General features: G+C 42.4%; 18 protein-coding genes and 1 pseudogene. 3 read left to right on the top strand and 16 right to left on the bottom strand.

All coding sequences use genetic code 11. From position 1 onward, the window contains the following. Window positions 1-575: 575 nt before the first annotated feature. The gene (locus tag V7K55_RS07280; RefSeq protein ID WP_334829659.1) at window positions 576-1,376 is read left to right on the top strand and encodes an RMD1 family protein; all 801 of its coding nucleotides are present in this window, start codon (window positions 576-578) and stop codon (window positions 1,374-1,376) included. 229 nt (window positions 1,377-1,605) lie between these two features. Here the strand turns inward: V7K55_RS07280 and V7K55_RS07275 are convergent, their stop codons facing one another. The 7 genes from V7K55_RS07275 to V7K55_RS07245 form a co-directional block, all read right to left on the bottom strand. After that, window positions 1,606-2,178, bottom strand: a complete 573-nt coding sequence (locus V7K55_RS07275) for a DUF3727 domain-containing protein (protein WP_334829657.1) — start codon at window positions 2,176-2,178, stop codon at window positions 1,606-1,608. A 142-nt stretch (window positions 2,179-2,320) separates the two neighbouring features. Further along, the gene (gene ruvX / locus V7K55_RS07270; protein WP_334829655.1) at window positions 2,321-2,797 is read right to left on the bottom strand and encodes a Holliday junction resolvase RuvX; all 477 of its coding nucleotides are present in this window, start codon (window positions 2,795-2,797) and stop codon (window positions 2,321-2,323) included. After that, window positions 2,797-4,035, bottom strand: a complete 1,239-nt coding sequence (locus V7K55_RS07265; protein ID WP_334829653.1) for a GNAT family N-acetyltransferase — start codon at window positions 4,033-4,035, stop codon at window positions 2,797-2,799. Before V7K55_RS07265 ends, ruvX begins: the two co-directional genes overlap by 1 nt. A 222-nt stretch (window positions 4,036-4,257) precedes the next feature. After that, window positions 4,258-4,464, bottom strand: a complete 207-nt coding sequence (locus tag V7K55_RS07260) for a hypothetical protein (protein ID WP_322639954.1) — start codon at window positions 4,462-4,464, stop codon at window positions 4,258-4,260. A 144-nt stretch (window positions 4,465-4,608) separates the two neighbouring features. Next, window positions 4,609-5,100, bottom strand: coding sequence for a hypothetical protein (locus V7K55_RS07255; RefSeq protein ID WP_334829646.1), 492 nt, complete (start codon window positions 5,098-5,100; stop codon window positions 4,609-4,611). Window positions 5,101-5,192: 92 nt separating this feature from the next. Further along, a complete protein-coding gene (locus tag V7K55_RS07250; protein ID WP_334829644.1) occupies window positions 5,193-7,358 on the bottom strand; it encodes a pentapeptide repeat-containing protein in 2,166 nt (721 codons plus the stop codon). Between the two features lie 184 nt (window positions 7,359-7,542). After that, on the bottom strand, window positions 7,543-7,887 hold the full coding sequence (locus V7K55_RS07245) for a hypothetical protein (RefSeq protein WP_334829642.1): 345 nt from the start codon (window positions 7,885-7,887) through the stop codon (window positions 7,543-7,545). A 463-nt stretch (window positions 7,888-8,350) separates the two neighbouring features. Between V7K55_RS07245 and V7K55_RS07240 the strand changes: the two genes are divergently transcribed. Further along, the gene (locus V7K55_RS07240) at window positions 8,351-8,782 is read left to right on the top strand and encodes a hypothetical protein (RefSeq protein ID WP_334829640.1); all 432 of its coding nucleotides are present in this window, start codon (window positions 8,351-8,353) and stop codon (window positions 8,780-8,782) included. Between the two features lie 27 nt (window positions 8,783-8,809). Here the strand turns inward: V7K55_RS07240 and V7K55_RS07235 are convergent, their stop codons facing one another. The 6 genes from V7K55_RS07235 to petB all read right to left on the bottom strand — a co-directional run bounded on the left by V7K55_RS07235 (window position 8,810) and on the right by petB (window position 14,090). Further along, the gene (locus V7K55_RS07235) at window positions 8,810-9,181 is read right to left on the bottom strand and encodes a hypothetical protein (protein WP_334829638.1); all 372 of its coding nucleotides are present in this window, start codon (window positions 9,179-9,181) and stop codon (window positions 8,810-8,812) included. Window positions 9,182-9,246: 65 nt separating this feature from the next. After that, the gene (locus V7K55_RS07230) at window positions 9,247-10,428 is read right to left on the bottom strand and encodes a glycosyltransferase (protein WP_334829636.1); all 1,182 of its coding nucleotides are present in this window, start codon (window positions 10,426-10,428) and stop codon (window positions 9,247-9,249) included. Between the two features lie 13 nt (window positions 10,429-10,441). Beyond that, window positions 10,442-11,431 (bottom strand): GDP-mannose 4,6-dehydratase, encoded by a 990-nt coding sequence (locus tag V7K55_RS07225; RefSeq protein ID WP_334829634.1) that lies wholly within the window; start codon window positions 11,429-11,431, stop codon window positions 10,442-10,444. A 348-nt stretch (window positions 11,432-11,779) separates the two neighbouring features. Further along, window positions 11,780-12,223, bottom strand: a complete 444-nt coding sequence (locus tag V7K55_RS07220) for an ATP-binding protein (RefSeq protein ID WP_334829632.1) — start codon at window positions 12,221-12,223, stop codon at window positions 11,780-11,782. Between the two features lie 478 nt (window positions 12,224-12,701). Beyond that, on the bottom strand, window positions 12,702-13,184 hold the full coding sequence (gene petD / locus V7K55_RS07215) for a cytochrome b6-f complex subunit IV (RefSeq protein WP_094332659.1): 483 nt from the start codon (window positions 13,182-13,184) through the stop codon (window positions 12,702-12,704). Window positions 13,185-13,442: 258 nt separating this feature from the next. Beyond that, on the bottom strand, window positions 13,443-14,090 hold the full coding sequence (gene petB / locus V7K55_RS07210; protein WP_100900603.1) for a cytochrome b6: 648 nt from the start codon (window positions 14,088-14,090) through the stop codon (window positions 13,443-13,445). A gap of 506 nt (window positions 14,091-14,596) precedes the next feature. Here petB and ctpA point away from each other — a divergent pair. Further along, a complete protein-coding gene (gene ctpA / locus V7K55_RS07205; RefSeq protein ID WP_334829630.1) occupies window positions 14,597-15,841 on the top strand; it encodes a carboxyl-terminal processing protease CtpA in 1,245 nt (414 codons plus the stop codon). A gap of 270 nt (window positions 15,842-16,111) precedes the next feature. On the opposite strand, the pseudogene V7K55_RS27485 reads toward ctpA, so the two are convergent. From V7K55_RS27485 to V7K55_RS07190, 3 genes and pseudogenes are all read right to left on the bottom strand, one after another. Continuing rightward, window positions 16,112-16,291 (bottom strand): annotated as a pseudogene (locus V7K55_RS27485) (IS4 family transposase); the annotation flags it as partial. Between the two features lie 197 nt (window positions 16,292-16,488). After that, window positions 16,489-17,691, bottom strand: a complete 1,203-nt coding sequence (locus V7K55_RS07195; RefSeq protein WP_334829628.1) for an alpha/beta hydrolase — start codon at window positions 17,689-17,691, stop codon at window positions 16,489-16,491. Window positions 17,692-17,826: 135 nt separating this feature from the next. After that, a complete protein-coding gene (locus tag V7K55_RS07190; RefSeq protein WP_334829626.1) occupies window positions 17,827-18,003 on the bottom strand; it encodes a hypothetical protein in 177 nt (58 codons plus the stop codon). Between the last annotated feature and the right edge of the window lie 87 nt (window positions 18,004-18,090).

The following is an 18,090-nucleotide window of genomic DNA, read 5'->3' as shown; positions in this document are numbered from 1 at the left end:
ATTTATTACCTCATCATAAATTTTTTCATTTCATTTGCTTCCTGTTAATTCAATAATTATGCTGCTAACATTGCCGTTAAATATCAATTTATAATTTCCCTGGCAACGCTTGAGATTAGTTGTATTATAAACTGGTAAATAGAAGTTTTGAATATTAAATAAAACATTATAAAGCAAACACATATATGTTAATATTGTGGCAATAAATTAAAGTATATTTATTAGCTGGTGATTATATAGCTTTTCCTAATCAAATTAGTTACATCATAGCCCCCTCCTCGCTTGCGGGGAGGGGGTTGGGGGTGGGGTTCTTGTATCTCACCAGACAGGGAAACGCTATAAATTCATTTCCTAAGATTGTCAAAATTCAACATTTATGGTTTGATTAGGATTTGCTTTATCCAAATTGTTGGGAAAAGATTCTTTACCATTACAGGGTCAAAATACAAACGCACTTTCAGCAGTGCTAGATAAGTTTATTGGTAAGCTGAGATTGTAGCGATCTCCAATATACAGGCATTGGTTGCTATCGCTACCCTCGCAGAGTAGCAGACAGAAAAGCAAATAGGGCGATAATGCAAAAACTCCTTTTTAATGACAGAGATAGATTTAGAGCGCAGGCCCTATTCCTTGGTGAGGATATTCACTTACAGACGTTAGAGAATTACGTTTGCTTGGCGACTATGCCATTAATGGTTACAGTCGGTGAACATGGCTGTGTGGTACTTCTGGACTATGGTGCAGTTGTCTTGTTTAATCTTGAGCCTGTAGAAAAGGTAGCCTTTTTGACCAAACTATCCTCTCAAGTTAGTGACTCTTTTGCCGATCCAGAAACAGAAGAAGTGGAAGTTCATCTCAACATTGCGGAGAGTGAAAGAGTTAAGGAAGGGAAAATTCAGCTGCATGAATTTAGTGTAGAACGGTTGCAGATAGTGGCTGATATCCTCGCTAAAAGTGTTGTGCTGTCTCATTACGAAACTAGCCTCGCGTCCGTATTCGATCAAATTAAACCATTTGCAGCTAGTCTCCAAAGCGAAAACAGAGGAAGAAAGCAGAGTAGAGAATTACTGCGTCAACTTGGGACTGCGCTGTTAGTTCAACATAAGATTGTAGGTCGAGTAGAGATTATTGATAAACCAGAATTGCTCTGGGAAGCCCCACAGCTAGAAAACTTATATCTCCGCTTAGAGGATGAATACGAAATCCGTGAGCGTCACAATGCCTTGGAACGCAAGCTAGAGCTAATAACCCAAACTGCACAAACAGTCCTGGAGTTCATGCAGCATAGCAGTAGCCAGCGAGTAGAGTGGTATGTGGTGATTCTGATTGTGGTGGAGATTCTGCTGTCACTGTATGACATCGTTTTCAAAGGCTAACGCTCAATTTGGAGACCGTAAAAATTGCTGCTTTTGAACAGTAGCCTTGAGTCTGGCAATCGCAGCCAACACTGCAAAATTCTATGCTTTTATCAGAATATTAAACAATACAAACTCTCCCAAAATGTTTCATTGCTTCCACATTTAACGGGACATGGTAAAGGGTTTAAGTAGATTTTGATTAAAATAAAAATTCAAAATGAAAATGTTACATTTTGAATTTTAAATTTTATTCTACTTCATTAAAAAGATGTTCCTCTAACAGAGGTTGCACTTGGCGAAACTCCTCTGGGGAAAGTAATTCCGGTTCACCTGTTTTCGCAATCCGTGCAAAAAATAACAGAGGATCGAGGGGTGTATAAATTGCATACTCCTGATCTTCCTCATAGAAGCTAGCGAGTAGCTGTAATTGCTCTGGATCTAAATCTGCCTCTTCGTCTTCGATTTCTAAGGTAAAGAGTTCTGATTCTTCAACAGGCGGTAAATCACCTGCCACTGTCAGAGCATAAGCTGTGTTCTTCAATATCAGGTTCTGCTCGGATAGTACAGCTTGAGCATTAGCAAAAATTTGCTCAATGATGTTGTCGTCTTCTACCAGAACCGCTTCTTCTTCCTCATCGTCACCTTCCCAAGAAAAAATCTCTACAGGTGAGTCTACAGGAAGAAGTAAAACGTATTCTTGCCCATCTACCTCAAGGGAATGCTCTACATAACATTCGAGCGATCGCCCTTTGTCATCGGTTAAAGTGATGGAACTGGTATGAGCGTTATCATCTTCTTCAGGAAATGGAGGGGAAAACATAGCCGAAAGGTAAAAATTTAATAAATATCAGCAAGTTTGGAAATCGCTTAACTATATTAATGACATATTCTGTCAATGAGATAGCTTGATACGTAGATACAACTGCTGGCTAATCGTTTTCAGAATATCATGTTAAAAGGTATCAATATTCAATAGCCGCAACTGAACTACGGGAACTAGCACGCTTAACATCCAGCCATTGTTGTAAAATTAAAGCGGCTGCTTTACGGTCAATCAAACCTTTATGGCGTGACGGGGAGCGGTTCTCAGCTATCAGCAGTTGCTCTGCTTGAAATGAAGTTAATCGCTCATCGACATATTCCACAGGCAGTTTCAGCGCTTTAGTAAGTCTTGTAGTAAATTTCTGAACTTGACGCGCCTGAAATCCTATTGAGCCATCCATTGAATAAGGTAAGCCCATAACTAGGATTTGCACTTCGCGTTCATTAACTATTTGCCGGATTTGCTCGACATCCTGGTCAAAAGATGTGCGCTCAATTGTGGTTATCCCAGTAGCAATTAAACCCGTGCGATCGCACCCAGCCACACCAATGCGCTTGCGACCGAAATCTAGTCCCAACGCTGAAATAAACGGTTTTGGCTGCTCCTGGGATATCACTAATTCTCCTGCTCTGCATCTGCTGATTCAGGAATCGGCGATGCTTCTATACTAGGGTTTTTTACTGGAAAGTTAATCGATTCTGACTTGATTGGCAGTGGTTTATCTGAGGATGGTAGCTTTCCTGGTTGTATCCATGACATTCCACCTGGTATAGGTTTACGTGCCGGTTGTAAACCTTGCAGCATGTCAGTCCACTGAATTCCCTCTAAGGAGACGAATTTAGATTCCCGTAGCTTGTGCCACACTGAGCGAGACATAACTAATGTATGTTTTATGCGTTTTGCGCCAATTCTTTCCAAATACTCTTCTCGCTCCGCCTGATAGTCAGAGGAAGCTAGTTGTAACCCTTGCTGGGGAAAATCTTGGGCAATCCGAGCCAGTTGAGATAGCAATTCTGGATAGAGCCAAGTGTAAGCAGGATGAACTGTCAGCGTTGCAGAGTGGGGAACTTCGCCCTTTCGGTCAAGTTGCACCTGAAAATAGCCGATCGCAGCTTTGCGTTGGGGTTCAAATACGTAACCACTGACTACTTCTGTTTTGGTCAGCCATTGTTTCACAGCATCAGTTAAAGCGCCAAACAAACTGGTTTTAAAGTCGCGAGTATTGCGGTCAAAAACCTGGCGTACCAAAGGTGGCATAGATGCCGTATCTAGTTGGTATAGCAATTGGGCATCAGCATTACTCACTGGCAAAAGATTGGGCAAATCTGGCTCTGCTTGTGCCAATTCAGCTAGCAATTCCGGCCCAATTTCCCAATACGTCATTTCTGCCAGACGCTGGAATCCATTTTGTCGATATAGTGCCAGTGCCTCAATATCGTTGATGTTAACTTCTAGTAGCCAAGTCCGAGCTTCCAAAATCGATTCAAAGCAATGGCGCAAAAGTTGCGAACCGATTCCTTGTTTATCGACACCACGCTCTAACAACACTTGATCGATGCGCCAAGTGCTGCGTGTTCGGTTAAAGGGTGATACTTGAATCATCCCTAGAAGCATCCGCCCTTGCTCTGCAACATAAGCACAGAGGCGATACTGAAGCGGGTTAGGGAACCAACTCAAAAACTTGAGTAATCCATACCAGCGACGCAGCATGAGCATCTGGCTGATGGCAAAACCTGCTCCCTGGGGAGTAAGGGCTGCGAATGACTCTTGAGTTATGCGCTCAATTCCGTCCAGATCCCGGTATTGGACTGGTCGGATAACAACACTGAGGTTTCTGGGAAGTAATGAAGTCATTTTTATTCGAGCCGCTATTTAGCCTTAACTAACTGCTCTTCAAAGGAACTGCTGCAATAATATTAACTGCTTTCTGCCCTTTACTAGTGTGTCAAAAGGGAGATTTGAGTAAATTAATACTTAAAAAAGCAGAAAAAGCAGACTTTGTGAGAACACGATTGGCGTTAACCCAACAACATCTGCCTTTATTTTATTGGAATTTTGATTAAAATTTGTATATATTTACAGCCCTTGTCGAGAAACTAGCTTTTCAAAGTGGGCTTGAGTTTGATGGAGTAATTGCTGGCGACTATCTACCATTGTTTGTTTCAGGGATGGAACAAGATTGCGAGCTTGCAGAGTCATGTGAAGTTGCAGGTTGGCGACATATTCACTGAAATCTTGATTCACTTCATCTGCGCCCGCATCTGTTAATAAATTTGATTCCATTGCCACTGTGTTCTCCTGTGTTAATCCTATTCTGTCTCTCTTCATGACAAAAAATTATCATGTTGCTTGGACTAACTTCTTAATTTGCAATGAAGTTTAACGCTTCTTAGGGATAGCGATCGCAGCAGGGTTTTTATTTGCCCATTAAAATCTAAAACCAACACCACCTTGTACAGAGATAGCTGTACCACCACTATCACGGTAGGCATCAAAAGCGATGATGGCATTGCCAAAAAGGACAGTATTGCTATTCGGGATCATATAATCGATGCCCGGTTGTAAAGCAAAACTGATTTTGTCGCCCACAGGAGAAGATCCACCACCACCAGCCAACACTAACCCAGCACCCAGGTAGGCATCGGCTTGCCAGTTAAGGGGAATATCGTAAGAAATCGTTGGCACAACTGCTGTATTATTACCAATTAACACTTGAGCACGCAGTGAAAGCGGTGCTTCCAAAAGCTTGTAGCGCCCAGCTATCACTCCCCCGAATTGGATACCATCAGTAAAACCAACACTGGGGCCTATACCTATATAACTGCCATAAGCTACTTGAGCTTGCGCTGGTTTCATAGTCGCCAGACTCAAAACCAAGCTAGCCCCCAAAACTGAAACCAAATATGGAATATACTTCATAACTGACTCCTCACACCATTTTGTTATTGGGCATTGGGTTAGAAAAACTCTTCCCCATTCCCCATTCCCCATTCCCCATTCCCCATTCCATTCTACGGGCAACGAGGATGAATGCCTCCTTGAGTACAAATGTACGCTAATTGCTTGGCATCTAAATTTTTGGCTTGAGAAAAATCAACCCCTTGAACTACGGCAGATACTGAGCCTAAATCTGGGGTTTTGACAAATTGATCTGCTGGATCTTCTTTGCTAGGGGCGAGAATTGCCCCCTTAAAATCTGCTCCTGCCACATTTGCTCCCCGTAAATCTGCAAGACTCAGGTCAGCATTTTGTAAGTTAACGTTTTCCATCTGGGCAGAACGCAAAACAGCACCAGCGAGACGAGTGGCGCTGAGGTTAGCATTGCTGAGATTAGCACGATCCAAATAGGCTCCTGATAAGTCTGCTCCTTGCCAATCAGTGTTAGTTAAGTTGGCAAAGGATAATTGTGTTCCTATAGCAGTAACGCGACCTAAACGGGCTGCATAAAGATTAGCTTCGTTCAATTTAGCATCGCCTAAATCAGCCCCAGTTAAGCTGGCTCTTTCCAAAACTGCGTTTCGCAGATCGGCTCCCACTAGTTGGGTGCTGTTGAGTTTTGCGTCATATAGACGCGCGTTGGATAAGTTGGCTCTGTTGAGAACGGCGCGGCTCAAATCGATCCGGTTCATCAAGACGCGACTAAGGTTAGCATCAGTCAGATTGGCTTGCTGCAACTGAGCTTGGCTTAAATCAGCTATTACATCGTCGTAGGTATCCCAGCGTCCATCTTCACCTGGACTCCGAAAGCGGCTACCCTTAAAGCTGGCTTGGTTAAGATTTGCAGATTTAAACTTAACTCCTGATAAATCAAGGTTGTCTAGTACCAAGTTGAAAAATGAACTTCCTGGAGTACCACTTTGACCTAATTGGATGCTACTAAGGTCAACGCCCTCCATTTTTCCGCTATACACAGAGAGAATTTTGTTGATCGTTCTTTGGTTTATTTGTAGCCGCCCTTGTCGCAAATCCCGTTCTTGGGTTGCAGCGCTCCCTACAGATTCCAGTTCGCTAACCAAAAACTGATTCTTATTTTTTAATTCGGGGATGGCTTGGGGCCCGACAGTTGTCAAAGCTTGTTGAATCGTATCCAGGAGGCTGGGGTTGGTTTCGCTAACCAATAAATCCGCCAGATATTTAATAGACTGGGGATCGTTAAGACCACCCATAGCCAGAATTGCACTTTGGTGTTGCTCGTTAGTCACCCCAGAGTTGGGAGTCAATTGTTTGACAAGTTCGAGGAACTGTTGGCTATTAATTTGCTTAGTTGCTCGTTGGGATTGTTGAATTTGGATATAAACTTGAGTGCCAATTAAAGTTGCCAACACAGCAGTCATACTTGTAAGCCCTACCCCAAACAAAGTCAGATTAGGATTTTGCTGTATTCGCCGCCACAGGTTAGGCGATTGGTTGATTTCATCTACCGCTAATTCTTCTCCCTCTTGCCATTCTTCTACTTCATCATTACCGCCAGCAGACTGAGCTTGTCTTTTGCTAGCTAAGAGTGAAGATGGTAAGGGACGAGTTGCATCTATTGTATGAGTGCCTGCAAGTTGATCGTGCAGGGCGCGACGATCCCGACGCGACCGCGACGGTAAACCTATCCCTTCACCGACAATCATTAATAAAGACAAAAATGTGAATAATCCTAAATTTGGAAAAGCAAAGCTGTAGCGCCACAGGAGATAGGCGATGGAGATAGGTACAGTCCAACGTCCAACTCCTTCTCTAATGACAACTGCCCCCAATCCGGGCGATTTTCCTTGCTCGTTGACAACCCGCACTTTGAACCAGCGTTTCGGAATTGTGTTACCAGTCTTAGCCAGTAAATACAATTGCCACCACGAGAGAGTTACAGGGGCTAACAGGGCGATTGTCCACAAAATATTAGTCGGCCATGCTACGTTACGGATGCCATAGCTCACAGGCAGAGCGAGAGGCCGAGCGATCGCTCTTTCTGTAACTACCAGCACGGGGTTAAGCGGCACTCGGTTCAGATCGCTTCTAGAATTGGCGTAGACACCAATACCGAAGGGAATCAACCCACTGGCAACTACTAGTGTGATTTCAGCCGCCCAAGCGGCAAAACGCCTACTTGCTAGTAACAGCGAACTGGCTCTTTCCGGTTCTTTGGACTGACCAGATTGATTACTACTTTGTCTAACAATTGGTGATGTCATCGAATAATTCCCTTTGATATTATTTCTACGCCGCGATCGGTACAATTAAAATAGACTCAGCTAATGGGCAAAAAGAAAAGCATATTGAAATAGAATTTAGAAGTTATGGAAGTCAGGAGCCTTTTGTATTATGGCTCCTGACTTTCATAACTCCGGGCAGATTGCCAAGTAAATGCATATCAACTTATTGCTTACGTTGAAAGCTACTAGACACAAAAAATTTGTATCCAACATACACTAACGCTGCCAAAAGTGCCAGAGTTATTACAGATGCAACCAGTTTAAACACTGCTTGCAGCATCGCCAAGGCGACAAGCACCGTCACACCCGAAACTACCAACTTTTTCGTTCCAGATAAGCCGTTGAACCAAATTTGAAATCGCTCTAGTTGCAAGTTCAAGTTGGCAAAAATAGACTGAGGCATCTGTTTTTGTCCTTGTGGTTGAGAAACAACCCCAGGTGGGGAATTAATCTCTGCCTCTAGCTTATCGAGACGACGCTGTAAGTCTTCTTCTGGTTGAGGATTCATCAATCTTTTCTACCTCAGTTAGCACACTTATTGAAAAACAGACCAACTAAATTCTATTTTTGGTGGTTGTCTTAGTGATTTTAGCTAATGTCTGTGTGTGCAATACCTTTATGACAGGTAAAAATTATGTTTTTTTGTTGTTGTCTGCTAACCGAGCTACTTTTTTAAGTATTTTTACGTCTTTAAAATGTCAAAAAAGCTTTCTTAAGTGATGCTTATTATACTGGTGGTTAAATATTTTGGTGGACAAGCGATCGCCACTAACGATCTTAGATGAGATAATTTGCATGACTGAGGTGGAGATGTTGTTTTGCAGCATCTCCAGATTGCATCTTCACAAACAATCTTAAAGTTAATGGTATTAGGTTATACGGTAGCTTTTGGAACCAAGGCGCATTGCTGTCGTCTATAAAATTAGACTGTATAACAATATTGCTCTAAAAAATCTGGAGCATTAATTAAAATGAAAACGCTTCGGCTACTTGCAATTGTTCCCACAGCTTTGGCGATGAGTTTGGTTTTCACTGAGGCTAATTTGGCACAGACACCAACAGTCCAAATTAATCGGAATTCCCAACCAGATCCACTAGTTTTAAACGGAAAGTCTGGGGGAACTGTCAAAAGTAATTGTGGCAATATTACCACTGAACCTAGTCAAGTTATCCAGGTTACAGAGTCACTACCTTATTTACGGTTAACAGTAGAGAGTCAAGGGAAGCCAACGCTGTTGATAGACGGGCCCGGAGGGCGCTTTTGTGTAATGCCAGATAGCTACTCTGGAGGCAAGCCAGAACTTTCTGGTTACTGGAAAACAGGAAAATACTCGGTCTATGTGGGCGAACTATCCGAGCAGCAGTCTAGCTACACCCTCTCAATCTCACAAAGAAATAAGTAGTCATTTGTAAAAGACAATGACAAATGACTAATCTTCCAGTGATTTAGCTGGAACTTCGATAGCAGTGACATCAATTGTGCCTTCTGGTGTGAAACGGAGAAAATGACTATTTTGCACTAACAGCGACTCCCCACAGTTAGGACACTGTAACTGACTGTTATTTAAACCTGTAAATTCGTATCCACAGACGGGACACTGGTCAGCGACCAAGTTGCGTTGCAGCCACCAACGGAACCCAAAAAAAGCCACAATAGGTGCTAAAAATAGCAACCCGACAATAATTACCAAGGATTTAACCAACCAACCCAAGCCTAATGATGCCAGCAACCAAACAAGTGCCAGTAGGGTAAGCCAAGGCCGGAGATTTAAAAGATTCAATTGAAATGACTTAAAGCTCATTTTTTAAATGTCGTCCTGCTCTCCTTCTAGGATAGCGATTTTAGTCATTTGTTATTGGTCACTTGTCATTTTGACTTGATAATTGAGGATAGAAGCATTTTTTGCAAGTGCTGTTGGAAGGCATTTATGCCAAACAAAGCGATCGCCTGTTCTCGGAGCCACTCTCCATTACATCGCTGGTCATCCCCTTGAAGCATTTCTATACAAGCTGCTGCGACAGCATCGGGATTGCGGTGTGGTACTCGCCATCCCAGTTTACCATCCTGTAAGGGGTCAGCCGAGCCATCGTCATCACCGGATAACACCGGCACTCCACAAGCCATTGCTTCTAGATAGACAATGCCAAAGCCTTCTTGTGAAGGCATGATATAGGCATCAGCAAGGCGATAATGTTCCATTAATTCTTCTGTGGCAACGAAACCAGCAAAGACGACGCGATCGCTCACACCTAAATATGCAGCTAACTGTGCCAATCGCGGTTGGTCATCACCGCGACCAATTACTAAATATTTCACTTCTGGGAAAACCTGAGCAATTTGTGGTAGTGCCCGAATCGTGACATCTACACCCTTGTAAAGATCCCCTGACCATAAGCGTGCTACTGTCATTAACACCTTAGAATCAGTGAAACCATATTTTTGAACTAATTCTGGCTGCTTGGAACCAGGAGTAAATTTATCTCCATCAATTGCACAAGGCATCATCTCTACCATTTTGGGGTTTAGACCATTGGCAAGACAAGCGCGATCGCGGCTGTAGCGACTAATTGTCAAAATTCTATCTGCTGATGTCAGGGCGCGACGTTCTTGATTTTTCAGAGGTTCCCAGACTTCTTTGCCATAAGTTAGTACGGTGTAAGGAATCCCCAAGGGTTGACAAAGGGTTTGGATTAATACTGCTAAGTTAATGTGACCGCAGAAAACTTGCTGCGGACGATTTTGCAATAAACACTTAAGTAAAGCTGTTGCCATTTGCAGTCTCCCCAAATGAGGAGACTGATTTTTAAAGTAATGAAATTTTAAGTTCTCGTCTTCAAACAAATTTAATCTATCAGCGCTATCTCGCAGCAAAAAGACTTCTGCCTTGTAAACTTGGCTCAATTCCAGATAGGCGCGGAAAATATCTTTTATATATGATTGGATACCACCCTCGTGGGCAAAAATTTCTAAAAACACGAAGACATGGTTAGTTCTTTGATTGACTTTATCACCTACCTTGAGATTTTCTGTCACTTTAGTGATGTGCATAATATTAGGTTATTTATACTTGGGTTAAGGGCGCGATCGCACCGCTTTGTAACCGCTCTAAATCTGTTTTTACCATTTTTTCTAAAAGTTGTTCAAAGCTGACTTGGGGTTCCCAGCCAAGGTTTATTTTAGCTTTAGTGGGGTTAGCGACTAATTGAAAATGCTCGTCTTGTCGCAATAAGCTGGTATTTAAAACTATATGGTGCGTCCAATCCAATCCGACAGACTCAAAGGCTGTGGCAACTAAATCTCTAACACTGTGCAGTTTTCCAGTGCCAATCACATATTCTTCAGGTTCATCCACTTGCAACATCAGCCACATTGCTTCTACGTAATCTCCTGCAAATCCCCAATCGCGTTTGGCATCTAAATTACCCATTTCTAAGGTGTTAGTTAAACCCAATTTTATCGATGCGGCTGCCAAAGAAACTTTTCGGGTTACAAACTGAGGTGCGCGTAAAGGAGATTCATGGTTATATAAAATCCCACTACAGGCAAATAGTCCATAGCGCTGTCTGTGATGCACCATTGTCCAGTGGGCGTGCATCTTCGCCGCAGCATAAGGATTTTTGGGACGAAAAGGCGTTTCTTCGTCTTGTGGCGAAATAAATACATCGCCAAACATTTCTGAACTGCTGGCTTGATAAAATCTGGTAGATAAACCTACCTCTCGCACTGCTTCTAAAAGTCTGGTAGCCGTACCTGTGATCAAATCTAGGGTTCCCAATGGGTCGTTCCAGGAGTCTGGGACAAAACTGGGAGCCGCCAAATTGTAAATTTCTTGGGGACGCAACTGTTCAACTGCGGTCAACAGCGCTGCATTATCTCTCAAGTCAACCGTAAAAATTTCTACTTGATTTGCCAGTGTTCCCAGCTTTGTCAAATTAGGTTGTCGATGCGGAGGTACTAATCCGACAACTCGATAACCACGGTTAAGAAGCAAATGGCTGAGATAGTAGCCATCTTGACCAGTTATTCCTGTAATTAGGGCTGTCTTAGTCATATTTGTCCCCTGTTCTCTCTATCTCTGTAAGCACTGAATGGCACTTGTTGGAGAACAAAAATTCAGGCTCTCAACACTGCTGACAAATCTTAACAAGGGATCTAGTGTAACTCGAATGCTATGTTTACTGTATTCACTAATTATTTTTATACAAAAACATTCTTTGAGATTTTACAAAAAAATCATAATCACTACGCAATTTTACGTAAAAAATATATTACTCCAAGTCAAAGACTATTGAAAAGAAGTATACTTTTATCAGTCAAGTAACTACATATTCGAGCAGAAACCCCTTCTTCTGATGTTTTTGTTTTCAAGTGTTTTCAAGTAAGTGAATCAACTTAACTTTTACTTTTGTGCTTCTACAGAGTATTTGACGATGAGAAGGCAATTTCTACCATCTCCACCACGTTCGTATATAACACGGTCTGCCAACCGCCGGAGGAGAAACCATCCATAGCCACCTACTTGTAGAGTACCTGGGGCTGGTTCTGCGATCGCATCAGGATCGAAAGGTTTTCCATAATCCCAAATTCTAATCTCTAGTCGGTCAATCCATAGATAAACGTTAATCTCAATGGTTGTTTCCGGGGGTAAAGCATGATGAGCGTGACGAACAGCGTTAGTAAAACCTTCTGCTAATGCTAAATTGAGCCGATCTAGTTGGGTTTTTGACCAGCCAAGTTGAGACAAATGTTGCAGACAAAATTGCTCGAACCATTCTTGCACCTGGTTTAGGAGACTGAGTTCGCTCTTAACCTTCAGATGGTCTTGCTGCACTATAGTAAACATTAACTGTGACTTAAATATAAATAAACCTAAGTTGCTAGTTATTAAATTTTGCACTATTCGCCAAATTTCTCCGATATAGAAAAATTTAAATTTAGATATTTTGTGTACCAAAATACAAAACATCGACGATTTTGGCATTTTGAGGATTGTAACTAGCAACTTACGTTAATTAAGTGAAAAATGTTTATATTTGATGACTTTAGCGCAAGTCTTTAGGCGCAGCCTTCCCATTAGGCATTCTCAGTCGAAGACTGGGAACAAGATAATCTCTCAAAGCTTGTTTAAGTCAAGAATTTTACCTGAAGTTGACACCAATGGCCTTTGGCTGATGACTCATTAATCTTAGCCTCTTGTAGAGAAGAGGCTAGGATTAATGAATTCTATATTGTTAAAATTGACGCCTGTAGATTTATTTCAAAAGCACATCTGTATATACTCTTGAAACTCACAGGCGTCAAAGCACTTTGTGGTGACTAATTTAAAATAGTCCCAAGGTCAAAGATTTATCCAATGGCAAGGCAGCACCAATACCTAGCCACAGGGTGACAAGAGTACCAAAGAGGAAGACTGTGGTTGCGACTGGACGGCGGAAAGGGTTTTGGAACTTGTTGACATTCTCAATAAAGGGAATGAGAATTAGTCCTACTGGTACAGAACCCATTGCTAACACTCCCAAAAGTTTGTTAGGAAGCGATCGCAAAATTTGGAAGACTGGATATAAGTACCACTCTGGCAAAATTTCCAATGGTGTAGCAAAAGGATTTGCTGGTTCACCGGTCATCGCGGGATCTAGCACAGCTAGAGCCACAATTGCCGCGAAGGAACCCATGATCACGATTGGAAAGACATAAAGTAAGTCATTAGGCCAAGCGGGTTCACCATAGTAGTTGTGACCCATGCCTTTAGCGAGTTTTGCTCTTAACTGAGGATCGCTCAGATCGGGTTTTTTTTGTGTTGCCATTTTGAAATATGCTCTCCTGCTTAAGTTAAATTAAAGCATTTGTGAAAGCTATCAGCTACTAGGCAACCCTAGCAGGCGGGAAGCGGAGTTTTGTCGATCTCCGGTCAGCCGCCTGGAGGGAATTTACAGCTTTAGGCTTCAGACACAAGGGTTTGTTTGTTGGAACTTATGTGCAATTAAATTTATTGGTTTCATAAGTTTAGAACAAATAACTTTATCTGAAAACTGACAAATCTTGCCTTTCACTAATAACTGAGATTACAAAGGCCCGGAAATGCCTTGCTTGCGGATCATCAAGAAGTGAAACAGCATGAAGACTGCAATCAACCAAGGTAGTACAAAGGTGTGGGCGCTGTAGTAACGAGTTAGTGTTGCTTGACCAACACTTGAACCGCCTCGCAGCAGGTCGGAAATCAGAACGCCAACTACGGGAATTGCTTCTGGTACACCGCTAACAATTTTCACAGCCCAGTAGCCAATTTGATCCCAAGGTAAGGAATAGCCTGTGACTCCAAAGGAAACTGTAATTACAGCCAGGATCACACCACTTATCCAGGTCAGTTCGCGGGGCTTTTTGAAACCACCAGTCAGATAAACCCGGAAGGTGTGCAAAATCATCATCAATACCATCATGCTGGCAGACCAGCGATGGATGGAGCGAATTAGCCAACCGAAGCTTACTTCATTCATGATGTACTCCACTGAAGAGAAAGCTTCAGTGACTGTTGGCCTGTAGTAGAACGTCATGGCAAATCCAGTGGCAAACTGGATGAGAAAGCAAACCAGGGTAATTCCACCCAGACAGTAGAAAATGTTGACGTGGGGAGGGACGTACTTGCTAGTAACGTCTTCAGCGAGTGCCTGAATCTCCAGGCGTTCCTCAAACCAGTCGGAAACGTTGGCCATACAATCTCAAGTTCCTAAAAGTCGGTTGCGGTTGATAAATCCCGAAGTTTTAAAATTGGCGGCTAAAATTCTGATGATTCCAAGCCTCGGCATCCTGCGGATTCACCCAAGGGGTTGCCGCAAACTAGAATAGCAACAGAATTGTCTATGAACTTTTCATCAGCCGCCTCTTATAACTTCTCTCCCAATTAGCAATTTTGGGATTTTAGTAAAGGCGAGTTTTTTCGTTTGCTTGTCAGATGTCAGCGTGCTAAGAGTCTTCAGAAACTTTACACTCTGTAAAGAAGGAATATATTGCGATCTCTTTACGCCCCTGCACACAAAATGGTGGACACAAAGTAGATTTTATCCTCTCGTGAGTGGATACAACGCATCAGTTGACTGAACAACTTGATGAGAGAAATGCACCACTTCTATAAAAAAAGTAACATAATCGAGAGATAGATTTCATCAACAACAGGGCAACTGAGCATTTCTAGGCAATTTGGGTTGAGGTGGAATTGATAATGGGGTTCATGAACAAACAAGTCTTTCGGGTTGGATTTTCGTTGTTAATCGCGTTTTGGTTGGCGTTTGGTACGCTTACCCAGCCTGCGATCGCTTTGACCGGCGAACAAAAGCTGGTTTCGGAAGTTTGGCGAATTGTTAATCGCACTTATCTAGATGAGACTTTTAATCATCAGAACTGGGCGGCTGTGCGACAAAAGGTTCTAGAGAAGCCTCTGACAGACTCAAATGCTAGTTATGCGGCAATTGGGAAGATGCTTAAGAGTCTTGATGACCCTTTTACCCGCTTTTTAGACCCGGAGCAGTACCGCAGCTTACAAGTTAATACTTCTGGGGAATTGACTGGAGTAGGATTGCAAATTGCCCTGAATGCTGAGAGTGGGAAACTAGAAGTAGTGGCTCCTATAGTGGGTTCACCAGCAGATAAAGCGGGAATTAGACCACGCGATCGCATTCTTAAAATTGAAGGCGTTCCCACAAAAAATCTTACCCTAGATGAAGCTGCAACTAAAATGCGGGGCCCTAGTGGCAGCCTTGTTACTCTCCTGATTGAACGGGACGGAGAGCCAGAAACGGAAATCAGACTAACACGCGATCGCATTGCTCTTAACCCTGTGGTTTCAGATTTGCGTGTTTCTGCTGAAGGTACACCCATTGGCTATCTACGTCTTACACAATTTAATGCCAACGCTTCAACGGAATTGGCACACGCTATTTCTAGTCTAGAAAAAAAAGGTGCTGCTGCCTACATTCTAGATTTACGAAATAATCCTGGGGGGTTATTGCAATCAGGAATTGAAATCGCTCGTTTGTGGTTAGACTCTGGTACTATCGTCTACACGGTAAATCGACAAGGCATTCAGGGTAGTTTTGAAGCCTCTGGGGCATCCCTAACAAACGATCCTCTGGTTATTTTAGTGAATCAAGGAACTGCCAGTGCGAGTGAAATTCTCGCCGGCGCACTTCAAGATAATGGTCGCGCTCAACTGGTAGGCGAAACCACCTTTGGCAAGGGCTTAATTCAATCTTTATTTGAGCTATCAGATGGTTCCGGCTTGGCAGTCACAATTGCTAAGTATGAAACTCCTCAACACCGGGATATTAACAAACTAGGCATTAAGCCAGATAAAGTGATTTCCCAAGATCCAATTAACCGCGAACAGATTGGTACTGAAGCGGATCTGCAATATCAAGCAGCAGTGGAACTTTTGAAGAAAGACTCGGTTGTGGCAGGAAAGGTTTAAAAGTTAGGAGTTATTCAAGTTCTCGTTTACGTGAGGTATACCCGTAGGGGCACAGCAGTGCCCATTGGTGTCAACTTAAGAGGATTTTGCCCAAATTTGCTGGGTGTAAGCGTCAATCTCACGATGGCGCTTACGCCTAGTTTTGACTAGTCCAAACAGTTTTTGATGTTCCACAAGATAAGGAACTGTCAGATAGTAATACCAAGTTTAACCCCACAAAACAGAAACTAAACGCACTTAGCGCTGGCAAGGGTTAGAGCGATACTCTCCCATAGATATAATTTCATCAGTTTTCTTTTCTTCGTTTTCATCCGACTTCAAAGGTTTAAAGCTGAGGGGAGATAGCAATGAAAATATCTCTTTCTCAATTCGTTCGATCGGCGGCGCTGGTAAATGTTTTTGTTGCCGCAGGTCTGGGTTTCCTTTTTTCGCTGGACGTTTTGTACTCATGATGTATCACTAAGAACATCAAACCAGATATTCTTAGATTACATCTTATCTTATGCTGACTTTTTGCTTAAGTTGACACCAATGGGCACTGCCGTGCCCCTACGGGTGTACCTCACGTAAACGAGAACCGCTATAATCAGTCTTTGATACTCGTTAATGAGCCTTTATGCTCTGATTGCTGCTGTATGTTAATGAAATTATTGCTTAAACAACGCCCAAGCTAAAAACCTCTCAGTATGATACAACGCTAATTGATTGCTCACACCGTTGAAAACGGCATCAAAAGCGTGTTCTGCCCAAGGAATTTGTATAAAAACCGCAGTATTACCAGAGTCCTGTAAACTTTCATACATCTTTCTGCCAAATCGCGCTTCTACCAAATTGTCACGACTACCGTAAATTAATAAAGTTGGCGGTAAAGGGTGCGTTAGATAATTTATCGGTGAAGCAATTTGATATTGATTAGGCAATTCCTCTAAAGAACCACCCATAAATGCTTTTAAAACAGCGCGGGTGTTGATAGGATCGGGGAATGGTGGTGTTTTGTATCCTCCAGGTAAGTTAACAGGGCCGTAATAGTTGACTACAGCCCGAATAGGTGGTGCATCTGGTTGATAAGCCGCTAGCATTGCTAGGTGCGCTCCCGCAGAACGTCCTATAAGTACCATGCGTTCTGGATCGGCTTCATAAGCTGCTGCATGTTTGCGAATAAAATTTAAGGCTGTACGCACATCATCTAACTGAGTTGGAAACTGATATTTAGGTGCGTGTCGATAGTCAATTGCAAATACTGTATATCCACGATTAGCAATATATTGATTAAACTCAGAATTGGCATGAGGATTGCCATATTGCCAAGCTCCACCATAAATTACTACCACTGCTGGATATTTCCCCACCTCTGGGGGTTGGTAAACTTCCATTTTTAAAGGCACTCCCGCAGGAGAAGCAAAGATAATATCTTTTTGATGACGGGTTTTACCTAATGGAATACCCCCGAAAAAATTAACTAAGTTAAAGGGATGGGTTTGCATTTTAGCCCTTACTTGGGCAGGAATTTGCTCTAGATAATTTGTGCCCAAACCTTGTTTCATCGCTTTATCCATCTGTATTTGAGTTGGTGGGATATTCACTAGCACCCATGCACAAATTAGCAATCCTATTAAGCTGAAAATGAAAGATAAACGCCGTATTTTACGGCGACGGATGTAGAAAAAAGAAAGTAATAAAGAGAGTGAATTTAATAAAAATAACCAAGGGCTAACTTCTGGCGCTCCTACTGCTAGGGTGAGTAAAAACATATTTGGAGCCGGAAGAATAATCCAAGAACTGAGAAATAAGCTTGCAAAACTTAGTAATAATACAAGCCATGATAAAAGTATTTTGGGTTTAGTAAACATAAATTAAAGCGCGGTAATAACGACTCCAAAGAAGTACAATCTATCCGCCAATGCTACGGTTGGCAATAGTTAAATCATGTCAAGTCATATTACTTTAATAAGTATTCTTACTTTGAGGATACACTAAAGCTGAGATTAGGCGATCGCATTGAAGTTTCCAATGCACTGTACGAATGAGTACAAGAAGATGAACCCTGTGTGCAGGAATGCTTTGCCTGTATGGTTTTTCAGGTTGATAAAATTAGCGATCGCAATAGCTCCTCTACCAATTGCGTCGTGTGCTTCTATAAAGGCCCGGAGTATAAAATTCAAGCCATCTACGAATCAAATCGCTACAATTGGCGCTGGTCAAAGTAGTAGTGAAGGTATAAGCTGAACGAATAATTACTAAAAAGTACA

Origin of the sequence: Nostoc sp., from assembly GCF_036919895.1 — a bacterium.
In the GTDB taxonomy this organism is placed as follows: Bacteria; Cyanobacteriota; Cyanobacteriia; order Cyanobacteriales; family Nostocaceae; genus Nostoc.
This window is presented reverse-complemented; position numbering and strand designations above follow the sequence as displayed.